This is a genomic window from Alteribacter keqinensis, assembly GCF_003710255.1.
GTDB lineage: Bacteria > Bacillota > Bacilli > Bacillales > Salisediminibacteriaceae > Alteribacter > Alteribacter keqinensis.
This window is the reverse complement of record NZ_RHIB01000001.1, coordinates 2,165,518-2,183,223: the sequence shown is the minus strand read 5'-3', so window position 1 is coordinate 2,183,223 and position 17,706 is coordinate 2,165,518. Positions and strand designations below refer to the sequence as shown.

The 17,706-nt window shown below is 44.1% G+C and carries 15 protein-coding genes; 10 read left to right on the top strand and 5 right to left on the bottom strand.

Annotation, left to right across the window (positions count from 1 at the left end; genetic code table 11):
* Window positions 1-125: 125 nt before the first annotated feature.
* From EBO34_RS10585 to EBO34_RS10565, 5 genes are read left to right on the top strand one after another with little or no spacing between them, the layout of a single operon-like run.
* The gene (locus EBO34_RS10585; RefSeq protein ID WP_183163815.1) at window positions 126-3,557 is read left to right on the top strand and encodes a DUF4062 domain-containing protein; all 3,432 of its coding nucleotides are present in this window, start codon (window positions 126-128) and stop codon (window positions 3,555-3,557) included.
* On the top strand, window positions 3,520-4,323 hold the full coding sequence (locus EBO34_RS10580) for a phosphoribosyltransferase (protein ID WP_122898038.1): 804 nt from the start codon (window positions 3,520-3,522) through the stop codon (window positions 4,321-4,323). Before EBO34_RS10585 ends, EBO34_RS10580 begins: the two co-directional genes overlap by 38 nt.
* 16 nt (window positions 4,324-4,339) lie before the next feature.
* Window positions 4,340-4,888 carry a 5' nucleotidase, NT5C type gene (locus EBO34_RS10575; RefSeq protein ID WP_122898036.1) on the top strand — a complete coding sequence of 183 codons (549 nt, stop codon included), beginning with the start codon at window positions 4,340-4,342 and terminating at the stop codon, window positions 4,886-4,888.
* Window positions 4,878-5,819 carry an NAD(P)/FAD-dependent oxidoreductase gene (locus tag EBO34_RS10570; RefSeq protein WP_183163814.1) on the top strand — a complete coding sequence of 314 codons (942 nt, stop codon included), beginning with the start codon at window positions 4,878-4,880 and terminating at the stop codon, window positions 5,817-5,819. The genes EBO34_RS10575 and EBO34_RS10570 overlap by 11 nt, the downstream gene beginning before the upstream one ends.
* Window positions 5,820-5,869: 50 nt before the next feature.
* Window positions 5,870-6,229 (top strand): hypothetical protein, encoded by a 360-nt coding sequence (locus EBO34_RS10565; protein WP_122898031.1) that lies wholly within the window; start codon window positions 5,870-5,872, stop codon window positions 6,227-6,229.
* A 135-nt stretch (window positions 6,230-6,364) separates the two neighbouring features.
* On the opposite strand, the gene EBO34_RS10560 is transcribed toward EBO34_RS10565, so the two are convergent.
* Entirely contained in the window at window positions 6,365-7,474 is a 1,110-nt protein-coding gene (locus EBO34_RS10560) for a M24 family metallopeptidase (protein ID WP_122898029.1), read from the bottom strand.
* 127 nt (window positions 7,475-7,601) lie between these two features.
* On the opposite strand from EBO34_RS10560, the gene EBO34_RS10555 reads away from it, so the two are divergent.
* The 3 genes from EBO34_RS10555 to EBO34_RS10545 all read left to right on the top strand — a co-directional run bounded on the left by EBO34_RS10555 (window position 7,602) and on the right by EBO34_RS10545 (window position 10,879).
* Window positions 7,602-8,282 carry a metal-dependent hydrolase gene (locus EBO34_RS10555; protein ID WP_122898027.1) on the top strand — a complete coding sequence of 227 codons (681 nt, stop codon included), beginning with the start codon at window positions 7,602-7,604 and terminating at the stop codon, window positions 8,280-8,282.
* A gap of 927 nt (window positions 8,283-9,209) precedes the next feature.
* On the top strand, window positions 9,210-9,476 hold the full coding sequence (locus EBO34_RS10550; RefSeq protein ID WP_122898025.1) for a hypothetical protein: 267 nt from the start codon (window positions 9,210-9,212) through the stop codon (window positions 9,474-9,476).
* 92 nt (window positions 9,477-9,568) lie between these two features.
* On the top strand, window positions 9,569-10,879 hold the full coding sequence (locus tag EBO34_RS10545; protein ID WP_122898023.1) for a DRTGG domain-containing protein: 1,311 nt from the start codon (window positions 9,569-9,571) through the stop codon (window positions 10,877-10,879).
* Window positions 10,880-11,333: 454 nt separating this feature from the next.
* Here EBO34_RS10545 and EBO34_RS10540 read toward each other — a convergent pair whose 3' ends face one another.
* Entirely contained in the window at window positions 11,334-11,660 is a 327-nt protein-coding gene (locus EBO34_RS10540; RefSeq protein ID WP_122898020.1) for a YtpI family protein, read from the bottom strand.
* 176 nt (window positions 11,661-11,836) lie between these two features.
* On the opposite strand from EBO34_RS10540, the gene EBO34_RS10535 reads away from it, so the two are divergent.
* The gene (locus EBO34_RS10535) at window positions 11,837-12,778 is read left to right on the top strand and encodes a DHH family phosphoesterase (protein WP_122898018.1); all 942 of its coding nucleotides are present in this window, start codon (window positions 11,837-11,839) and stop codon (window positions 12,776-12,778) included.
* 90 nt (window positions 12,779-12,868) lie between these two features.
* On the opposite strand, the gene EBO34_RS10530 is transcribed toward EBO34_RS10535, so the two are convergent.
* From EBO34_RS10530 to ytrH, 3 genes are all read right to left on the bottom strand, one after another.
* A complete protein-coding gene (locus tag EBO34_RS10530) occupies window positions 12,869-13,057 on the bottom strand; it encodes a YtzJ family protein (RefSeq protein ID WP_122898016.1) in 189 nt (62 codons plus the stop codon).
* A gap of 160 nt (window positions 13,058-13,217) precedes the next feature.
* Window positions 13,218-13,721 carry a sporulation membrane protein YtrI gene (gene ytrI, locus EBO34_RS10525; RefSeq protein WP_122898014.1) on the bottom strand — a complete coding sequence of 168 codons (504 nt, stop codon included), beginning with the start codon at window positions 13,719-13,721 and terminating at the stop codon, window positions 13,218-13,220.
* The gene (gene ytrH / locus EBO34_RS10520) at window positions 13,718-14,050 is read right to left on the bottom strand and encodes a sporulation membrane protein YtrH (RefSeq protein ID WP_122898012.1); all 333 of its coding nucleotides are present in this window, start codon (window positions 14,048-14,050) and stop codon (window positions 13,718-13,720) included. The genes ytrI and ytrH overlap by 4 nt, the downstream gene beginning before the upstream one ends.
* Window positions 14,051-14,198: 148 nt before the next feature.
* Between ytrH and dnaE the strand changes: the two genes are divergently transcribed.
* Window positions 14,199-17,588, top strand: coding sequence for a DNA polymerase III subunit alpha (gene dnaE / locus EBO34_RS10515; protein ID WP_183163813.1), 3,390 nt, complete (start codon window positions 14,199-14,201; stop codon window positions 17,586-17,588).
* The last annotated feature ends 118 nt before the right edge of the window (window positions 17,589-17,706 follow it).

Here is a 17,706-nt window from a genome sequence, read left to right as displayed (position 1 = left end):
AGCCGCCTTATGGGTCGGCCTCTTTTAATTTCCTTTGGTAAGAACGGTAAATTTCTTTTACGTGATTGTTTTTACTTAGTATAATTATGTATAAAGAGAATTTTCCAAAAAAGGATGTTTCATGGATGAAAAAATGGAATTCAAGACCGATTTTTATCTCAAGTACATTTAAGGACATGCAGGCAGAACGTGACTACCTTCACTACTATGTTTTCCCGGCATTGGAGGAAAAGCTGAAGGAAAGACATACATACCTGGAGCCGATCGATTTGAGATGGGGGATTAATGTTGTTGATGTACATGAGCAGGGAGAGAAAGAGTCGCTTATACTTGAGGTGTGCCTTGCCGAAATTAACCGGTCGAGACCGTTTCTGATTGTACTTCTCGGTGATCGTTACGGGTGGGTTCCTGACCAGAAACAAGTCGAGGCGGTAACTCAGGAAGCTCAATATGATGAAGATTACTTCGGCAAGAGTGTAACAGCACTTGAAATTGAATACGGTTTATTAAATGCGGAGGAACATGAAACCCGGGGGTTTTACTACTTCAGGGAACCTCTGCCGTATGATCAGATGGATACAACGACAGCGGCTGTATACAGCGATGAATATGGAGAGGGAGAAGAGAGCAGGGAGAACTACAGGAAGCTGCTTCAGTTAAAGAAGAGGATTTCAAGCCAGGTTGAGCCCGCAAGAATAAGAAGATATAAAGGGGTCTGGGACTCTGAACAGGAGGAAGTAACAGGTCTGAAAAAATGGGGAGATCAAGTCCTCGATGACCTGTGGGCGGAAATTGAGCGTGAATACCCTCCTGACAGGGGCGAGAAACAGTCCGGTTTATGGCAGCACAATGATGCTGCACTATTACATAACTATATTGAAGAAAGAAATTACCGCTTTGTTTACCGCGAAGAGCCTGTTTTGTTTATGGATCGTGTTATTGAAGAATCTTCCGGGGGGAAGATCGGAGCGATTATCCATGGTGAATCAGGAAGTGGTAAGAGCAGTCTTCTTTCGCATTATTACATGCTTTTAAAAGAAAGGGGGGAAGTTTTCCCCCTGTTTCATGCCGCAAGTTTTAATCCTTCCTCGCATTTAGTCGAAAGAATGCTCAAGCGTTGGATCAGTGAGTTGAGCACGTTTCTGCAGACTGAAGACGTGTCCGATGAACTTGCATCGTTTCAGGATGTGAGAAGTACATTTTCTCATCTGCTCAAAGAGGCCTCGTCAAAAAAGAAAGTCATCCTTCTGGTAGATGCATTGGACGAAATGGAGCAATCCCAAACACTGAAGAACAGTACATGGCTTCCTGATCTATGGCCGGACAATGCCAGACTGATTATGACTGCTCTCAGAGAACATAAAGTGTTATCCCGCCGCCATCGTTTTATACGTTATGAGCTGGGACCGTTAACGAGACAGGAAGCAGAAACCCTTTGTTTAAGCTCATGCAAGGCTTACGGTAAAGATCTGCATCCGGAAGTTATGAAAGTGCTCCTTAGTATCCAAAGAGATAACGGTGACTACTCATATGGAAACCCACTATGGCTGAAGCTTGCATTAGACGAATTGATCCTCCTGGATAAAAGTGCTTATACCAAATTGTCCGAGTTCGAAGGAACGGAGGATATGAAGTTACATAAGTTGATTTTGACCATTGTTTCAAATCTGAGTGGTGATATCCCTTCTCTGTATACTTCGTTAATGGCAAGAGTGGAGAAAAAGTTCGGAAAAAAATTGACTGAGAGCATTCTGACGTTAATTTATGCATCAAGAGGAGGACTGAGGGAGAAGGATCTTGAAAAGATTGTTCCCCGGATAACAGGCGAGAACTGGGAGAAGGTCAGGTTTGCCATGATCAGGCGCTATTTGAGGAATCATCTAATCAAAAGAGGAACCCTCCAATTCTGGAATTACTATCACCGGCAGACCTTTGAAGCCATCAAAAAACGATATCTTAAGGAAGAAAAACAAGTCAGCCGTTTACATAAGGAACTGGCAGGCCATATTAAGGGGCTGCCTGACAATGACCCTTTAAAAGAATATGAGTACATATACCAACTGCTGCAAACGGGAAACATAGAAGACGCGGCGGTCTATTACTCGAATGACCTTTCTGAGTCGGCGTTGTCTGTCATAAATGAAACGGTAAGCGAGTTTGTTTCACAGGACAAAAAGAGGCTGAATATGGTGCTTGCTTTTCTTCATCAGGGTCTTAACATTCAATTTACAATATGCCTGAGGTTTGCGGGAGGACTGTATGCTTCATTACAAAGAATCCTTACAGTGGAGGAACAGCGGACATTTCTCAAGGAAATCGAACGTTCTTTATCCTGCCTTATTGAACGGGATCCGGACAATCAGGAATATTTAAAAGAGTTGGCAAGTGTTTATGATGAGATCGGGGATCTTTATCACAGCATCGGAAATACGAGTCTCATAAAGGAGAATTATTCAAAAGCCCTTCACATCAGGGAGCAGATTCATGGTTTTGGTGATAACGGTTCAGCCACTCTCCTTTCTGCCAGCTACGACAGATTGGGAGCAGCATACCGTCTCCTGGGGAGGCAGCAGGAAGCAAACGAGTCCTACAAAAAAGCATACGCCCTTCAACACGATCTGGTAGGTTCTATGGAAGTATGGAATTTCCATGATGTTCGCAGATACTGGTTGATTACTGTCAATCTGGCTGATGTCAGACTGGAGCAGGGGGATATTAAAGCTGCAGCAGGATTGTATGAAAAAGCTTATGATACGATCAGGACCATACATGAAAGACATGAAGGGGATCCGGTCGTAACCCGGGATGCAGCAACAATGATGAATAAACTTGGGACGACTTACTGGCTGCTTGATAACCATGAACGAGCGGACCACTGTTACCACACCTCTTTATCAATGAAAAAACGTTTGCTGGACCAAAACCCTGACCATCCTGTTTATTTAAAAGACGTGTGGGTTTCTGAGTTCCACCTTGGTAATTTTTACGAAGCGCAAGGAGACCTGAAGAGTGCTACCCGGCTGTTCTTATCTGGCTATACCATTATGAGTGACCTTGTTGTACGATTTAAGGGGGACGCAGAAAAGTTAAAAGATCTAGTCCTGAGCTGCATAAAACTAGGTTCCATCTATTTGTCAGAGGATAGAGAACGGGCCGTGGGCTACATCAAACAAGGTCTCGATATCATCTATGAGTTGATGGAAAAGGACCCTTATAATGCGGAGTATAAAATCAGCTACGCCCTTCTTTGCTATTACTGCGGATTTTGTTCAAAAGAATATGAGGGCTATTTTACAAAAAGCAGGGAAGTTATAGACAGGCTGATTGATATGGACGGGACGAGTTCTGTTTATAAAGAGATGAAAGAGCGGTTGCTGCCCGGAAAGGCAACTTTCATAAGGTTGCTCATTAATCGTGAGGACCTCAGAATCCACAAACCTTTGGTCAAAATCGCGGGGATGGTTGAAAAGTGCTGGCATCTGCAAGGAATAAAGGACGAAGACAGCGGGAGAGGAAATAATGAAACAAAAAACAAATCATGTCTATTTGAACTATAATGCTATTTCTCAAAAATTGGACACTCTTGCTCCTGAAATCAGGGAGCAGGCATTCGATGGACTGGTTATTTTACTCCGTGGAGGAAGTTTTGCAGGAATGCATCTTACGTTTTTGACCGGACTTCCCTACTTTTTTTTAACGTATGACCGGAAAACCGGTCAGGCTGAATGGTTTGGTGCTAAGCCTTACGGGAAGCGTTTATTACTTGTAGAGGACTTTGCCGGCTCCGGGAAGACCTTAATTGATTCTGCCGCCTTTCTTAAAGGTGAGGGCGTTGAGTTAACAACTCTTGTGGTTTGTAAGGACAGTAAATCGGCTTCGACTCCGGACTATATCTGCTTTAATTATGCACATACGGATTACCGGATTTTCTTTCCGTGGGAGCGGCACCGTATTAATAACGAAGCTGTCGGGAAACGGCATGGAGCAGAGACCGGAAAACCGGATCATGAATATGAAAAGGCTCTGTGGGATACACGTGCGCAATCAGGAGAAGGGAAAGCTGAAGAAGGGGACGGTTTTATCAGTCTTGACGGTACACAGCCTCATTTCATAAAGCATAATCCCGTCTTTTACATCAATATTCATAATAAAAACGAAAAGGAAATTGCAGCGGAAGTAGGAAAGTGCATGTTTGAGCAGGGATACACCCATGTTTATTTAAAAGATTCTGCAGTTGCTGCATTGCTCAGTGTGATCCATCCTGAAATCAGGGTGATCTGGGAATACAGGGATGAACTTATCAGCATTAACGGATCAACGTGAAAGGCAGTGTTGTCTGGTGAAAACGTTACTTATTGACATGGATTCAGTGATTTGTGATTTAATGACGGAATGGCATCGCAGGTATAACAAAGACTACGATGATGATTTGTCAGTATCAAAGCTGGAGTGCTGGGATTCTGAGAAATACGTTAAAGAAGAGTGCGGGGAAAAAATCTACGACTATCTTGACGAGCCTGGTTTGTTTTTATCCCTGGAACCGCTGGACAATGCCATTCAGGTGTTGGAAAGGCTTCATAAACAGTTTGATATCTTTATTTGTACGAGCAGCAGGAAATATGCCTATACAGAAAAAGAGAAGTGGGTAGAAAAAAACCTTCCTTTTCTGGGGCGTGACAGAATGATCTTTGCCCAGCGAAAGGATATGATCATTGGTGATTTGTTATTTGACGATGCACCTCACCATTTAGAAGCGTTCAAGGAAAAAGGGCGGTCTGTTGTGGCAATGGATTATCCATATAACCGTCAGATTGATGTGCCGAGAGTCGATAACTGGCTGGCGTTTGAAGCGTTCGTACTTGAGAGGTGGGCATATGATGAACGTTGATGTAGTCATTGTCGGCGGGGGTCCTGCAGGTGTGGCAGCATCCATCTGGTGTAAACGTCTGGAACTGTCGAGTGTACTTCTTGAATCAAACAGCAGAATTGGCGGGCAGCTGTCTCATATCCATAATCGTATTATTGATTACCCTGGTATTGTTGCAGAGAACGGAAAAGAACTTCAAAAGCATTTTGAAGATCACCTGGCAATGGTGAAAAGTGAGGTGAAAACCGGCTGTGAGGCGGTGTCCGTCGATTGCGGGAATAAGACTGTCTCATTTGTAAGAAACGATGGGAAGGAGACGGTGTCCTACACCTTTCTTATCCTTGCCACAGGGTCCCGCCCCCGTTCCCTTAACGTTCCTGGAGAAAAAGAAATGCTTGAAAGAAATGAAGTTTATTCGGCGGTTCGTGATAAGGGGAGGCTCGCAAATAAAGTCGTGGCAATTGCAGGGGGAGGCGACCGTGCCTTTGAGGGGGCTGATATTCTGTCCGAGCTTAGCAGAAAAGTGTATCTGATCCATCGATCAGACAGGTTTAAAGCAAGAAAAGCTCTTCAGGACAGAGTGCTGAACAGGGAGAATATTGAGGTTTTAACCCATTCAACTGTTACGGCTGTGCTTGGGGACAGACAGGTAGAGCAGATTAGAGTTAACTGTCAGGGGGAAGAACTTTCTCTGAGCGTGGAGGCTCTGCTTATCCGGATCGGCGTTGAGCCGGTCAGTTCTCTTGTGAAAGGGCAGGTGGATATGGATGAAAACGGCTGTATCCAATCTGATCAGATGGGGCAGACAAGTGATCCTTACGTATATGCTATCGGTGATCTGGTCAATGATCCTAAGTATTCCAGTTTGTCCGTCTCCGGCGCTCAGGGAATGATGACTGTAAAACATATTAATGAACGGCTAAACACTAATACCGGACCTGTTTATTACTGACGCGTATAAAAAGATTCACCCCGCCTCAAACTGAGTAGGAGGTGATGACGATGCCGGTAATCGTAATATTATTGAGTCTGCTTGCAGTGATTCCAGCCCATTCAGATATGCCGTGGCCTAACAATGCTTCATTAAAGGTGACGGTTGAAACAGAAGATACCCTTTACGAGTGGGAGTATGAGAATCCCCGGGATTTTGAATTCGAGAGAGGATCGACGATTGTAAGAGGAGACGCAGCACGAGAGTCATTTGAAGAAATACTTACTTTTCTTGACCTGTCCCGGCCGACGCTTTCCAATGAGGAAGTTCAAAAGATGGCACACAAGTATGGAAATGTGAAAAAAGTAGTCATTAAACGAGTGGACAAAGACCGTTGCTTTCAAACGTGGAAATGGGAATCGGAAAAATAGTAAAAAACCTTGGAAATGAATTTTCCAAGGTTTTTAAATTTGCTGTTAATCATATTCTCCCGGATTTACGGTATTTTTAAGCTCACATAATCTATATTTTTTAGCACTCTGCCTAATTCTTTTTTCAGGGTGTCTTTAAACTTCAGCTGAAGAAGAGATAATCTGCAGCTCTTTTGGATATTTAGTGAACGTTTCATATCCGTCTTTGGTGATATACACATCATCTTCAATTCTTACACCGGCCTGATTCGGCAGGTAGATACCCGGTTCAATGGTAAAGGTCATCCCTTCTTGAAGCGGGTCTGTATTTTTGGCATGCATCGAAGGGAATTCGTGAACTTCAATGCCAAGACCATGTCCGAGGCGGTGGGGGAAAAAATCCTTGTATCCTTTTTCTTCGATCCAGCCTCTTGCTGCTTTATCAAGATCACCAATTGCAGTCCCGGGCTTGCAGATTGCGAGCGCTTTTGACTGGGCCGTTAACACTGTTTCATAAATGGCCTGATCAGATTCTTTGACGTGGTCGAAAAAAACAGTGCGGGTGATGTCTGATGCATACCCTTTCCAGATGACACCGAGGTCAAACAGGACAGCATCTCCTTTTTGGAGTCTTCGGCTGCCCGGATTACCGTGTGGATCTCCGGCTTTTTCGCCAAACAGTACCATAGTGGAAAATGCCATTTCCCGTACGCCTTTCTTTTTCAGTTCATATTCAATGGAGGCCAGTACTTCCATTTCTGAGATGCCTTCTTGTAAAGCAGACACTCCGGCTTTCACTCCGAAATCAGCGAGAGCTGCGGCTTCCTTGAGCAATGTAACTTCTTCATCATCTTTAATCAGGCGTGCTGATTCAAGTGCCTCATCCACTTCTTTAAACGAAGCGTGGGGAAAAGCAGACTGTAGTGCTTTGAGCCGCTCCCAGGACAGGCCTCGCTCGACCGCAATCTTTTTTACAGAAGATGTACGTTCATTCCAGGCTTTTTCAATCATTTTCCATGGGTTATCTGTATCACTGTAACCGAGAACGTCTCCTTTCCCAAAAATACCCTCAACCTGGTTGACTTCCATACCGGGGCAGATAATTAACGGGTCCTGGTCGAGAAAGAAACATGATGCAACCAGACGTTCATGAGGATCTGTGTCAAATCCGGTTGTGAAAAAGACATTTGCTCTTGTCTGAAGCATAACAACGTCTGCTTCATTAGCCTTCATCCAGCTTTTAAGTTTTTCTAATCGATTCTTCATGAAAACCTCCTGAACAAGAATACATTTCTGCTCTATTTTAACACAGAAAAAATTAACGCATGAACGTATGGGCAGAAGGGTATAAAATTGATGACGCCGAAAGATAAAATAAAGGGAGTGAGTACAATTGAAACTATCTTTTCATGGACATTCTGTAGTGAAGATCGAAACGAATGGTAAAACGATTTTGATTGATCCGTTTATTAAAGGTAATGACCTGTGTGATCTTGATGCAGGTAAAGTGAAAGCGGATGTCATTCTGCTTACACACGGCCACAATGACCACGTAGGTGACACCATCGACATCGCAAAACGAAATGATGCTCTTGTTGTAGCTCCTTTCGAGCTTGCAACCTATCTCGGGTGGCAGGGGCTCAACACACATCCCATGCACATCGGAGGCGCTCATGAGTTTGATTTCGGACGTATAAAACTTACTCAGGCCTTTCATGGTTCAGCCTATACCGATGATGAGAAGCAGGAGATTATTTATACAGGGATGCCGAGCGGAATCTTATTTTTCGCTGAAGGTAAGACCATTTATCATGCGGGGGATACAGCCCTTTACTCTGATATGAAACTGCTTGAAAAATACAGGATCGATGTAGCATTTCTACCAATTGGGGACAATTTTACAATGGGGCCGGATGATGCTGCTGTAGCAGCGGATTGGATCGGTGCAAAAAAGGTAGTGCCGATGCATTACAATACGTTTCCGGTTATCGAGCAGAATCCGAAATCATTTGCTGAAGCTCTGGGAAATGACACCGGTCACGTAATGAAACCGGGAGATGAAGTAGAAGTATAAGTATAATAGGGGAGGGACTCATAAGCTGGGGCTATGAGTCCCTCAGTCTTTTGAAAAAAATTTTTTCTCGTTTACCTGATGATGGAAAGTGTTGGTGCCGCCTCCATGTCCTTCGCTTTCTGAGGTGCCGGCCAGCCTCCTCGAGCTCTGGGGCGTCTTGCCTGGCATCTGCTCCCTCAGGAGTTTTCGACTGCATCACCTTTTCATAGAACCGAGAAGGTTTGTGAAACAACTTTGCATTTTATATATAACTTCTTTCAAAGAAGCGAGAAACTCCCGCTCATAAAATTCGTAGGTTTTTCGCCAATCTGAGGTTGGGGAATAAAGGAAGAATTTAACTGAGAATCCGAACATTACGCGAGCAAAGCGGATGAACTATACGTAGACTCCTGCGGGATGAAAAGAAGGCACTGAAAAAGTACAAAACAACTTTTTCAGTGGCTTTTATTTGAGTGGCAATGGCTTCAGCGGTTGCGCGCCTGATACGAGAAACCCACTCATACCAGGCTTTTAAAAAATGCAACCGTTACGTTCATTGCTTAGAAGACACTGGAAAAAGTTAAAAATCGAACTTTTACAGTACCTTCGATGAAAAGCAAAGGTGAGCTCCCGCAGTGACGAGCGTTTACTTCATGAAAATGCGACTAGTTGCTTCGACGCAGCCAGCTGCAAAGGTCAGCTGGCAGAGGAAGAAGCAGGTATGCTGGGGGAGGGTAACCCGCTTCCCGCGGAAATCGAAGTATATTTCAGGAGCGATTTATCAGCGCCGCTTTTATTCGTTTGGATTCTCGTTGATTAAAACACTTCTGTCCCAGCCTCTTTTCTGAAAATCTACTGCATTTTGTCTGCCCGCCCCTTTTTGGCACCTTCATTTACGGTTCTTTACTTATAAGACAAGTCATAAACTAACACCAGAGGTGATCGACAATGAAAAGTTCGAGATTATTTTTGTGTGTTTTACTGACTTTCCTACTCTTATATCTGGCATTGCCGAGACTTCCTTTCGCAGGGGAAGGGCTTGCTGTCTATTTTGCCTATGCCTGGCTGGGTTTTGCTCTTATTGTTCTCGGAGGGAATGTATACGGATGGCTTACAGCACGGGACAAAGAGCGGAGCGATGGTAAAGAAGAGGCTGTTCCCTATGGAAGCAGGAATCAGAACAGGGGCAGGAAAAAACTGCGCGGAACATCCTAATATCCTTGAAACCCCAGAGCTGGCGGAGTATACTTGTATTAGTACAGATTACTAAATAAGAGTGAAACAGCTCTTTCGGGGTGGATAGCGGTATGACAAAACACGAACAGATCCTCCAGCATATCCGGTCTCTGGATGTGGGGAGTAAAATCTCAGTCAGGCAGGTTGCCAAAGCCCTCCAGGTGAGCGAGGGAACAGCTTACAGAGCGATTAAAGACGCTGAAAATCAAGGCATTGTAAGTACAATTGAGCGGGTAGGCACAATCAGAATAGAAAAGAAACAAAAAGAAAATATTGAAAAGCTGACTTTTGCTGAAGTGATCAACATAGTCGATGGACAAGTTCTTGGAGGCAGAAACGGTCTTTATAAAACACTTAGCAAGTTTGTTATCGGTGCCATGAAGGCAGAAGCCATGATGCGTTACGTTGAACCTGAGAACCTTCTTATCGTCGGTAACCGGGAACAAGTACACAAAATGGCACTGGAATCAGGGGCTGCTGTCCTTATTACGGGTGGGTTCGATACAAATGATGAAGTGAAGGCACTGGCAGACAGACTTGAACTTCCGATCATCTCTACTACGTATGATACCTTTACGGTAGCTGCAATGATCAACCGTGCAATCTATGACCAGCTTATTAAAAAAGAAATTCTGATGGTTGAGGATATCCTCATACCTTTTGATAAGACATACTTGATGACCAATGGCCATACGGTAGAGAAGTGGCATGAGCTGAATAAACGGACAAGCCACAGCCGTTACCCCGTTATTGACGAAGTGGACGGGAAGCTTCTCGGCATGGTCACAGCCAAAGATGTGATGGGAGTAAGCCCTTTTGTAGAAATTGAAAAAGTAATGACTAAGCAGCCAATTGCAGTAACATCGAAAACGTCTGTCGCATCAGCTGCCCACCGGATGGTTTGGGAAGGGATTGAGCTTTTACCTGTAACGGATTCGGGACGGAGACTTCTTGGGGTGATCAGCCGCCAGGACGTTCTTAAGGCTCTTCAGATGATTCAAAGGCAGCCTCAGGTCGGAGAAACAATTGAAGATCTTGTAACACGTCATTTTGAGGACGTTTCTACACCGCAGGAACATGTGTACCGGCTTGAAGTAACCCCGCAGATGACTAATCATCTCGGAACCATTTCCTATGGCGTTATGACAACTATTGTGACAGAAGCAGGAAGCCGGGCGCTGAGAAAATATAAAAAAGGCGACCTTGTGGTTGAGAATATTACTCTTTTCTTTATTAAACCTGTGCAGATCGACAGTGAAATGAAGGTCTGTCCCCGAGTTCTTGAAGTAGGACGGAAATTTGGAAAGGTGGACGTTGAAATTTTTCACGAAAACCAGATTGTCGGGAAAGCCATGCTCATGGCCCAGCTTATTGACCGCTGATTTTGATCAGTCAGTATCTGCGGAAAATGTTTAGAAAAAAGAAGGAGACATGTCACTGAATTAGCGGCTTGATGGAATCACCTCAAGGTTTTGAACCTATTACCAAAAAACGAGTGCCAAAAATAATGAAGACCCTCTCATGCGGCTGTGAGAAGGTCTTCTTCTTGATTTTTGTCAGTTTTTCAATTTGGATAAGTTATATAAGATAAAAATGGAGCGAAAGGCGGCGACTACAGCGACGAGCGTATACATCACCAATAATTATCGAGTTGCTTCGACGCATTAAACTTCAGAGCCTGGCTCGCAGTGGAAGAAGCAGCATGTTGAGGAGGTTCCAGAACCGCCCGCGGAAAGCGTCCGCCTGTAGCGTAATATATTGTTGTTAACAGTATCATTTTTACGAAATAAAAAGAGGGGGTCTCCAAAACATGTTGGAGACCCCCATCTTTTTTGTTTATTTAGCAGGCTGTTCCTTCGATTCATGCTTTCTTATTTCTTCTGCTTCCTTTCTGGCATATGGCAGGAAGGCGCGATAGTTACGAATACCAAAAAAGACATTGATACCACCATAGATAATAAAGATCACTCCAATAGCAGTCGCTACTGTTGTACCAAGGTTGATCATGGCATTAAGACCAAACGTACCGATAGCCACACCAACAGCAATACTTGATTTGGAGGAATACCATTTACTTTCCATAGGGCCTCGTGCTTTCATCTGCTGAACTTTAAAGTAGACAAACAATACGAAGGAAACGACGATGATAATCGGGATAAGCATATAAAAAATCTCCTTTATCAGACAGCTGTTGAGCCGGCTGTAAATTCACGTACTCTTTCTTAGTAAAAATAGCACATATACTAAAGGGATATCAAGGCTGTTCACAGCATTGTATAATCTCTCGAAGTAAGCTAATCTTAAGCTAATCACTTCATTTGCAGATTGGAGCAGCGAATATGAAACAGAAGATTATTGAAAAAATAAAAAAGTATCATACGATTATTATACATAGACATGTCAGACCGGACCCTGATGCGGTCGGTTCACAGTCGGGTTTGAAAGAATTGATCATAAGTAACTTCCCGGAAAAAAGAGTATTGCTGGCAGGAGATGATGACAGTGAGTTTACTTACCTTGCCGGGATGGACAAAATTAAAGACGATGACTACAAAGGGGCACTTGTTATTGTCTGTGATACTGCTAATTTGCCCCGGGTTGACGATCAGCGCTATGAGCTGGGAGAATTCCTGATTAAGATCGACCATCATCCTGAAGTGGATGTGTACGGCGATTTATCCTGGGTGGATATCACAGCAAGCTCTACATCAGAAATGATTTGTGAGCTGTACGGAGTATGGCAGGAGGACGGTGCCGTACTCAGTGATGAAGCGAGTCGGCTGTTGTATGCCGGTATCGTTGGTGATACAGGACGTTTTCGTCATCCGAACACAACAAAACGAACGTTTTACTGGGCAGGGAAGCTGATTGAAGGGGATTTTTCACGTCCGGAGCTGTACAATGCCATGTACGAAAAAAACATCGACCTTGTACGTATGGAAGGCTACGTTCTCTCACAGGTTGAATTGAAACCGTCCGGGGCTGCTTTTATTAAGCTTCCGGCAGAGATTTTAAAAGAGTACAAAGTGGATGCAGGGATGACGGCAAGCATCGTCAATTCTTTTTCGACGTTAAAAGATGTGAAGGCATGGGTGTTCTTTGTAGAAGAAGAGGAGGAGATTCGTGTTCGTCTTCGTTCTAAGGGACCGGTTATTAATGACCTTGCTGCACGCTACAATGGCGGAGGACACCCCATGGCCTCCGGTGCAACTGTATATTCCTGGGAGGAAGCGGAACGCCTCCTTGAAGAGCTGGATCAGATATGTACTGAGTCGGAGTAACCTAGTTTGTGATATAATACAGCCTTATTATGGCAAATATGTACGTTATAAAGTGAAAGAAAGAGCGGACACAGCTGATAATCAGCTGTGTCACGCTCTTTTTTTAGGAATAAACCAGGATCCGTGTTCGGTTTTTTCTTCAATGACATCAAGACCCATGCTTTTAATTTCTTTTCGAATGAGGTCAGTTACTTCGTGGGTTTCAGCGAAAGCGGAAAATCCAGCTTGAATTTTTTGTACCTTTTCTTTGGCTAATTTACTTGTGCTCATGATTTTCATTGCAAACTACCTCCTTCTCACTATTGTAATCTATGCAACTTCATTAAAGCCGTGACAGATGACCAGTGGTCCAAGGTGTTTTGTTCTTACTTTCATTATACACCTTCCTGCACGGAAATAACGTATTTTGGTAAATCGTTCATGAAATTGCCATAAGCTTTTATTCAGCAGCATGAATGGAGATATCAAGCTCTAATACCGAGTATATCGTTGTATTTTCAATTTTCAACTGATAGTACTTTTCATTGATCCCGTACCGTTTATTCTCAATCGCCTTTTTCAGAACTTCTTTAGACAGGTGTACGTTTTCAAGGCTTTTATTTCTTACTAGTTCAAGCTCGCTCTCTACTGCACCTTTTAATTCGAAAAGGGTAAGTTCACTGAGGTTCACTTCTGATTCGTTCAAAAAGTTGATTTTAATTTCCTGAACCGTCAGCATCTGCTGAAGCTGCTTATTTTGTTCATCGGAATCTTTCCGCAAGATCTCAATTGTTTTTTCATGGCTCTCAATCAAGGAGCGCTGCTTTCCGATTTCCATCCTCAAATGCTCGTGGACATAACCAAAATTGTATAAAAAAAAGAGCCACCCGATTAGCATACCTAAGATGACTCCGGCGAAAAATCGCTGCCAGCTTTTATCATGATAAAAAGGGGGGACTCTCATTTAATTCCCTCCTGGGTTATCCATTGAATAATTACCGTACCACTGTGTGCACCGCATAATGCTGCAAAGATCATCACGAGCGTTTTGAAAATATCCGCATGGGTTCCTTCAAAAATTCCCCGTTCCAGGCTGCTGATGGCATCGAATGTTCCGCCGATTGCAGCAACAAGCGCCCATATCTTAAGGCTTGAAGCAAGGTCATACATAATAGACATTGGCGGTTTTCCAATAAGGTAGGCACCGATTCCCCCCACAATTGATCCGCCTATAATGACACCGAATGCAACAAAGTAATCAATGATTAACGTTGCAAGAAAATCTTTATCCATCGTCCATCCCCCCGGACTGGTTTTGTCCAACCATTACTACATGTCTATGGCAATTCATTAAACTTATGATAGATAATCATTCCGGGTGTCACAAACATTTGTTTGCGTTACAATAGAAGAAAGATTTTACGTGAAAGGAGGGGTGGCAGTGAGTTTTGTTCATCTCCATGTCCACAGTGAATACAGTTTTTTGTACGGAGCCGGAAAAATAAAAGACCTCACCCGCAGAGCGAAGGAGCTTAACATGACTGCCCTTGCCCTGACTGATAAAAATGGAATGTACGGAGCGGTTCCTTTTTACAAGGAATGTTACAGCCGGGGAATCAAACCTCTTTTAGGGGTTGAATTGACTGCTAAGAGCCGGGGGGACACGCTCTTTCAGATCATCCTGCTAGCCAGGAACAAAACAGGATTAAGAGAACTAATGAAACTTACAGCACTGGCTTATGAGCATGCGGAGAAAGGCAGGCCGGTTCTGCCGGTATCGGCCCTGAACGCCATAACAAAAGAAAGTATTGTAGCCATATCTCCTTTTGAAGGAGGGATACTCCAGCATCTGGTCTCTGAGGGAAATCTGGAAGGAGCGTCAGAAACTTTATTTGCTTTAGAGGACCTTTTTGGAAAGGGACACGTCTTTACAGAAGTTCAAAGCCATAACCGTGCCGAGGAAAAAGAGCTGCTTCTTGCGTTAAACAAATGGCGGAAAGAATCGGATAACAAGATTCAGTTTGTGGCTTCCAACCATGTTCAGTTTGTTTTCCCTGAACAGTCCAGAGCCCACCGCGTTGTCCAGGCGATCGGGAGGGGAGTAACACTTGAAGAGCTTCCTGCTCCAGTTTCTTCTGATGACTATTATTTAAAGACGCAGGATGAAATGGCCCGGCTCTTTCGCGGCTGGCCCGAAGCGTTGGAAGCGACAGTACATATCGCAGACATGTGTAATGTGGAGATTGATTTAGGGAATCAGGTACTCCCTGAGTATCCTGTTCCACAAGGGGAGTCTGCCGGAAGCTACCTGCGGAAAAAGTGCGAAGAAGGAATTGCAAAGCGATACGGAGACACACCCGGACAGGGAGTGTGGGAGCGTCTTGACTATGAGCTTTCTGTTATTCACAGCATGAATTACGATGATTACTTTCTGATAGTCTGGGATTTTATGGACTATGCCCACACACAGGGAATGCTCACAGGCCCTGGCCGGGGATCAGCGGCAGGTTCCCTCGTCGCTTATGTTCTCGAAATTACCGATGTAGATCCCATACAGTATGAGTTACTCTTTGAGCGTTTCCTGAACCCGGAGCGTGTATCAATGCCTGATATCGATATTGATTTCCCCGATGACCGGAGAGATGAAGTTATCCGTTATGTGGCCCAGAAGTATGGGCGGGACCATGTGGCACAAATCATCACATTCGGAACATTAGCGGCAAAAGCAGCATTAAGAGATGGGGGACGGGTAATGCAGACCCCGCAAAAGCTCATTGACAGGCTGGCTAAACTCATCCCTTCAAAGCCCAATATAAAATTACACGAAGCAAAAAAAGACGTACCTGCAATCTCAAAGCTTTTAGAGGAACATGAGGAATTGGACGAGCTCTTCAGTATAGCTGTGGAAATTGAAGGTCTCCCACGCCACACATCCGTTCATGCAGCCGGTGTTGTAATTAGCAGAGATAAACTTACAGATATAGTCCCGGTACAAACCGGTAACGATGACATCAACCTTACACAGTATCCGATGGGGATACTTGAAGAACTGGGACTCCTGAAAATGGACTTCCTTGGTCTCAGGAACTTGAGCTTCATAAAAAACATTACAGAGCTTATCAAGGAAGACCATGGAGAGACGATTGATATAAAAGCGATTCCCTTTAATGACAAAAACACCTTTTCCATGCTCTCAGAAGGGGATGCAAGCGGTGTGTTTCAGCTCGAATCCTCTGGCATGAGGAGCGTCCTAAAACGTCTGAAACCGACTGAATTTGAAGATATCGTAGCGGTTAACGCGCTCTACAGACCGGGACCGATGGAAAACATTCCTGTTTATATTAAACGTAAACACGGGCTTGAGAAGGTCACCTATCCTCACGCTGACCTGAAGCCGATTCTTGAGAAAACATACGGTGTGCTCATTTATCAGGAGCAGATCATGCAGATTGCTTCCCGAATGGCCGGCTTTTCTCTTGGAGAGGCAGACATTCTCCGCCGGGCTGTAGGGAAGAAAAAGCGGGAAGTCCTTGAAAAGGGCAGGGCCCAATTTGTTGGAGGGTCAACAAAGAACGGCTATTCAGCAAAGGAAGCAGATGGTGTATACGATCTGATTGTCCGTTTTGCCGACTATGGATTTAACCGCAGTCATGCTGTTGCATACAGCATCATTGCCTATCAGCTGGCTTACCTGAAAGCAAATTATCCAACGTCCTTTCTTACTGCCCTTTTGTCCGGTGTGATTCATCATCAGGAGAAAATGGCGGAATATATAGCGGAAGCAAGAAGAAAAGGGATCAAAGTTAAAGGCCCTTCCGTCATTGAGAGCAGTGCACGCTTCAAAGCAATTGGAAATGAGATCTGGATTGGGTTAGCAGCTGTAAAAAACGTTGGTGTTCAGGCTATCCAGGCTATCCTTGAAGAAAGAGCGAAGGAGCCGTTTCAGGATTTATTTGACCTGTGTGCCCGTATTGCGCCGCGCCACCTTCCAAAACGGGCACTTGAAGCCTTGATTGTATCAGGGGCCTGTGATGAATTCGGTATTCATCGTGCCGGTCTTTTAGCCAATCTTGATGCAGCAATGGAATATGGGGCGAAATTAAACGAATCGAGATCACAAAAGGGAACGGCTTTGTTTGATGAAGATGTTGTAAAGCCCGATTATTTCGATGTGCCTCCTTTTGGAGATCAGGAGGAACTGCAATTTGAGAAGCAGGTACTCGGATTCTACGCAACAAATCACCCTGTCCATTCCTATGGCGATACCCTTGAAGAGTATCAGAGGTCAACTGTGAAACATACACTGGAAAACAGCGATGAAGGCAAAGTTGTACGTCTTGCAGGCCTCATTGAAGATGTGAAAGTCATTAAAACAAAAAAAAGACAGCAAATGGCTTTTATGCAGCTCACTGACGAGACTGGGGAAGCAGAGATTACGCTTTTTCCAAAGATTTTCGAAAAATACCGTTCTGTCGTAAATAAAGGTGAACTGTTATTTATAGAAGGGCGAACAAGCTATCATAACGGCCAGCTCAAAATTAATGCAGACAAGATGACACTTCTTGAAAATCTAAAGAAATCATTTAAACAAAAGGCAGGGAAGGTACTATATGTAAAACTTGACGGGGACCATCAGGACCCGGGCTACCGTGACAGGCTAAAAAGGATGTTGAAGGATGACCCTGGTGAAGTACGCGTTGTCCTGTATGATGAGGAGGTAAAAAAGGTGTACCGCCTTAATGAGGAATGGTCTGTATCGGGTGACGAAAGCCTGCTTATACGCCTTAAGGACCTCCTCGGTGAAAAAAACATCGTTATTAGACAAGAATAGGTGTATCTCTGGAATGGATTTGTTATAATATAAGTTGTTCACGAAGTGGTCAGACCACTATTTGGAATAAAGGAAGGCTGGGTCAGCCCTGCCGCACCTTACATTAATAAGGAATCAT

Excerpts from the sequence above, each read along its gene's own strand:
- EBO34_RS10560 (WP_122898029.1), bottom strand. The coding sequence starts at position 7,474 with ATGAAGAATCGATTAGAAAAACTTAAAAGCTGGATGAAGGCTAATGAA.
- EBO34_RS10545 (WP_122898023.1), top strand. The coding sequence starts at position 9,569 with ATGACAAAACACGAACAGATCCTCCAGCATATCCGGTCTCTGGATGTG.
- EBO34_RS10540 (WP_122898020.1), bottom strand. The coding sequence starts at position 11,660 with ATGCTTATCCCGATTATCATCGTCGTTTCCTTCGTATTGTTTGTCTAC.
- ytrI (WP_122898014.1), bottom strand. The coding sequence starts at position 13,721 with ATGAGAGTCCCCCCTTTTTATCATGATAAAAGCTGGCAGCGATTTTTC.
- ytrH (WP_122898012.1), bottom strand. The coding sequence starts at position 14,050 with ATGGATAAAGATTTTCTTGCAACGTTAATCATTGATTACTTTGTTGCA.
- EBO34_RS10585 (WP_183163815.1), top strand. The coding sequence starts at position 126 with ATGAAAAAATGGAATTCAAGACCGATTTTTATCTCAAGTACATTTAAG.
- EBO34_RS10550 (WP_122898025.1), top strand. The coding sequence starts at position 9,210 with ATGAAAAGTTCGAGATTATTTTTGTGTGTTTTACTGACTTTCCTACTC.
- EBO34_RS10580 (WP_122898038.1), top strand. The coding sequence starts at position 3,520 with ATGAAACAAAAAACAAATCATGTCTATTTGAACTATAATGCTATTTCT.
- EBO34_RS10530 (WP_122898016.1), bottom strand. The coding sequence starts at position 13,057 with ATGAAAATCATGAGCACAAGTAAATTAGCCAAAGAAAAGGTACAAAAA.
- EBO34_RS10535 (WP_122898018.1), top strand. The coding sequence starts at position 11,837 with ATGAAACAGAAGATTATTGAAAAAATAAAAAAGTATCATACGATTATT.
- EBO34_RS10570 (WP_183163814.1), top strand. The coding sequence starts at position 4,878 with ATGAACGTTGATGTAGTCATTGTCGGCGGGGGTCCTGCAGGTGTGGCA.
- EBO34_RS10565 (WP_122898031.1), top strand. The coding sequence starts at position 5,870 with ATGCCGGTAATCGTAATATTATTGAGTCTGCTTGCAGTGATTCCAGCC.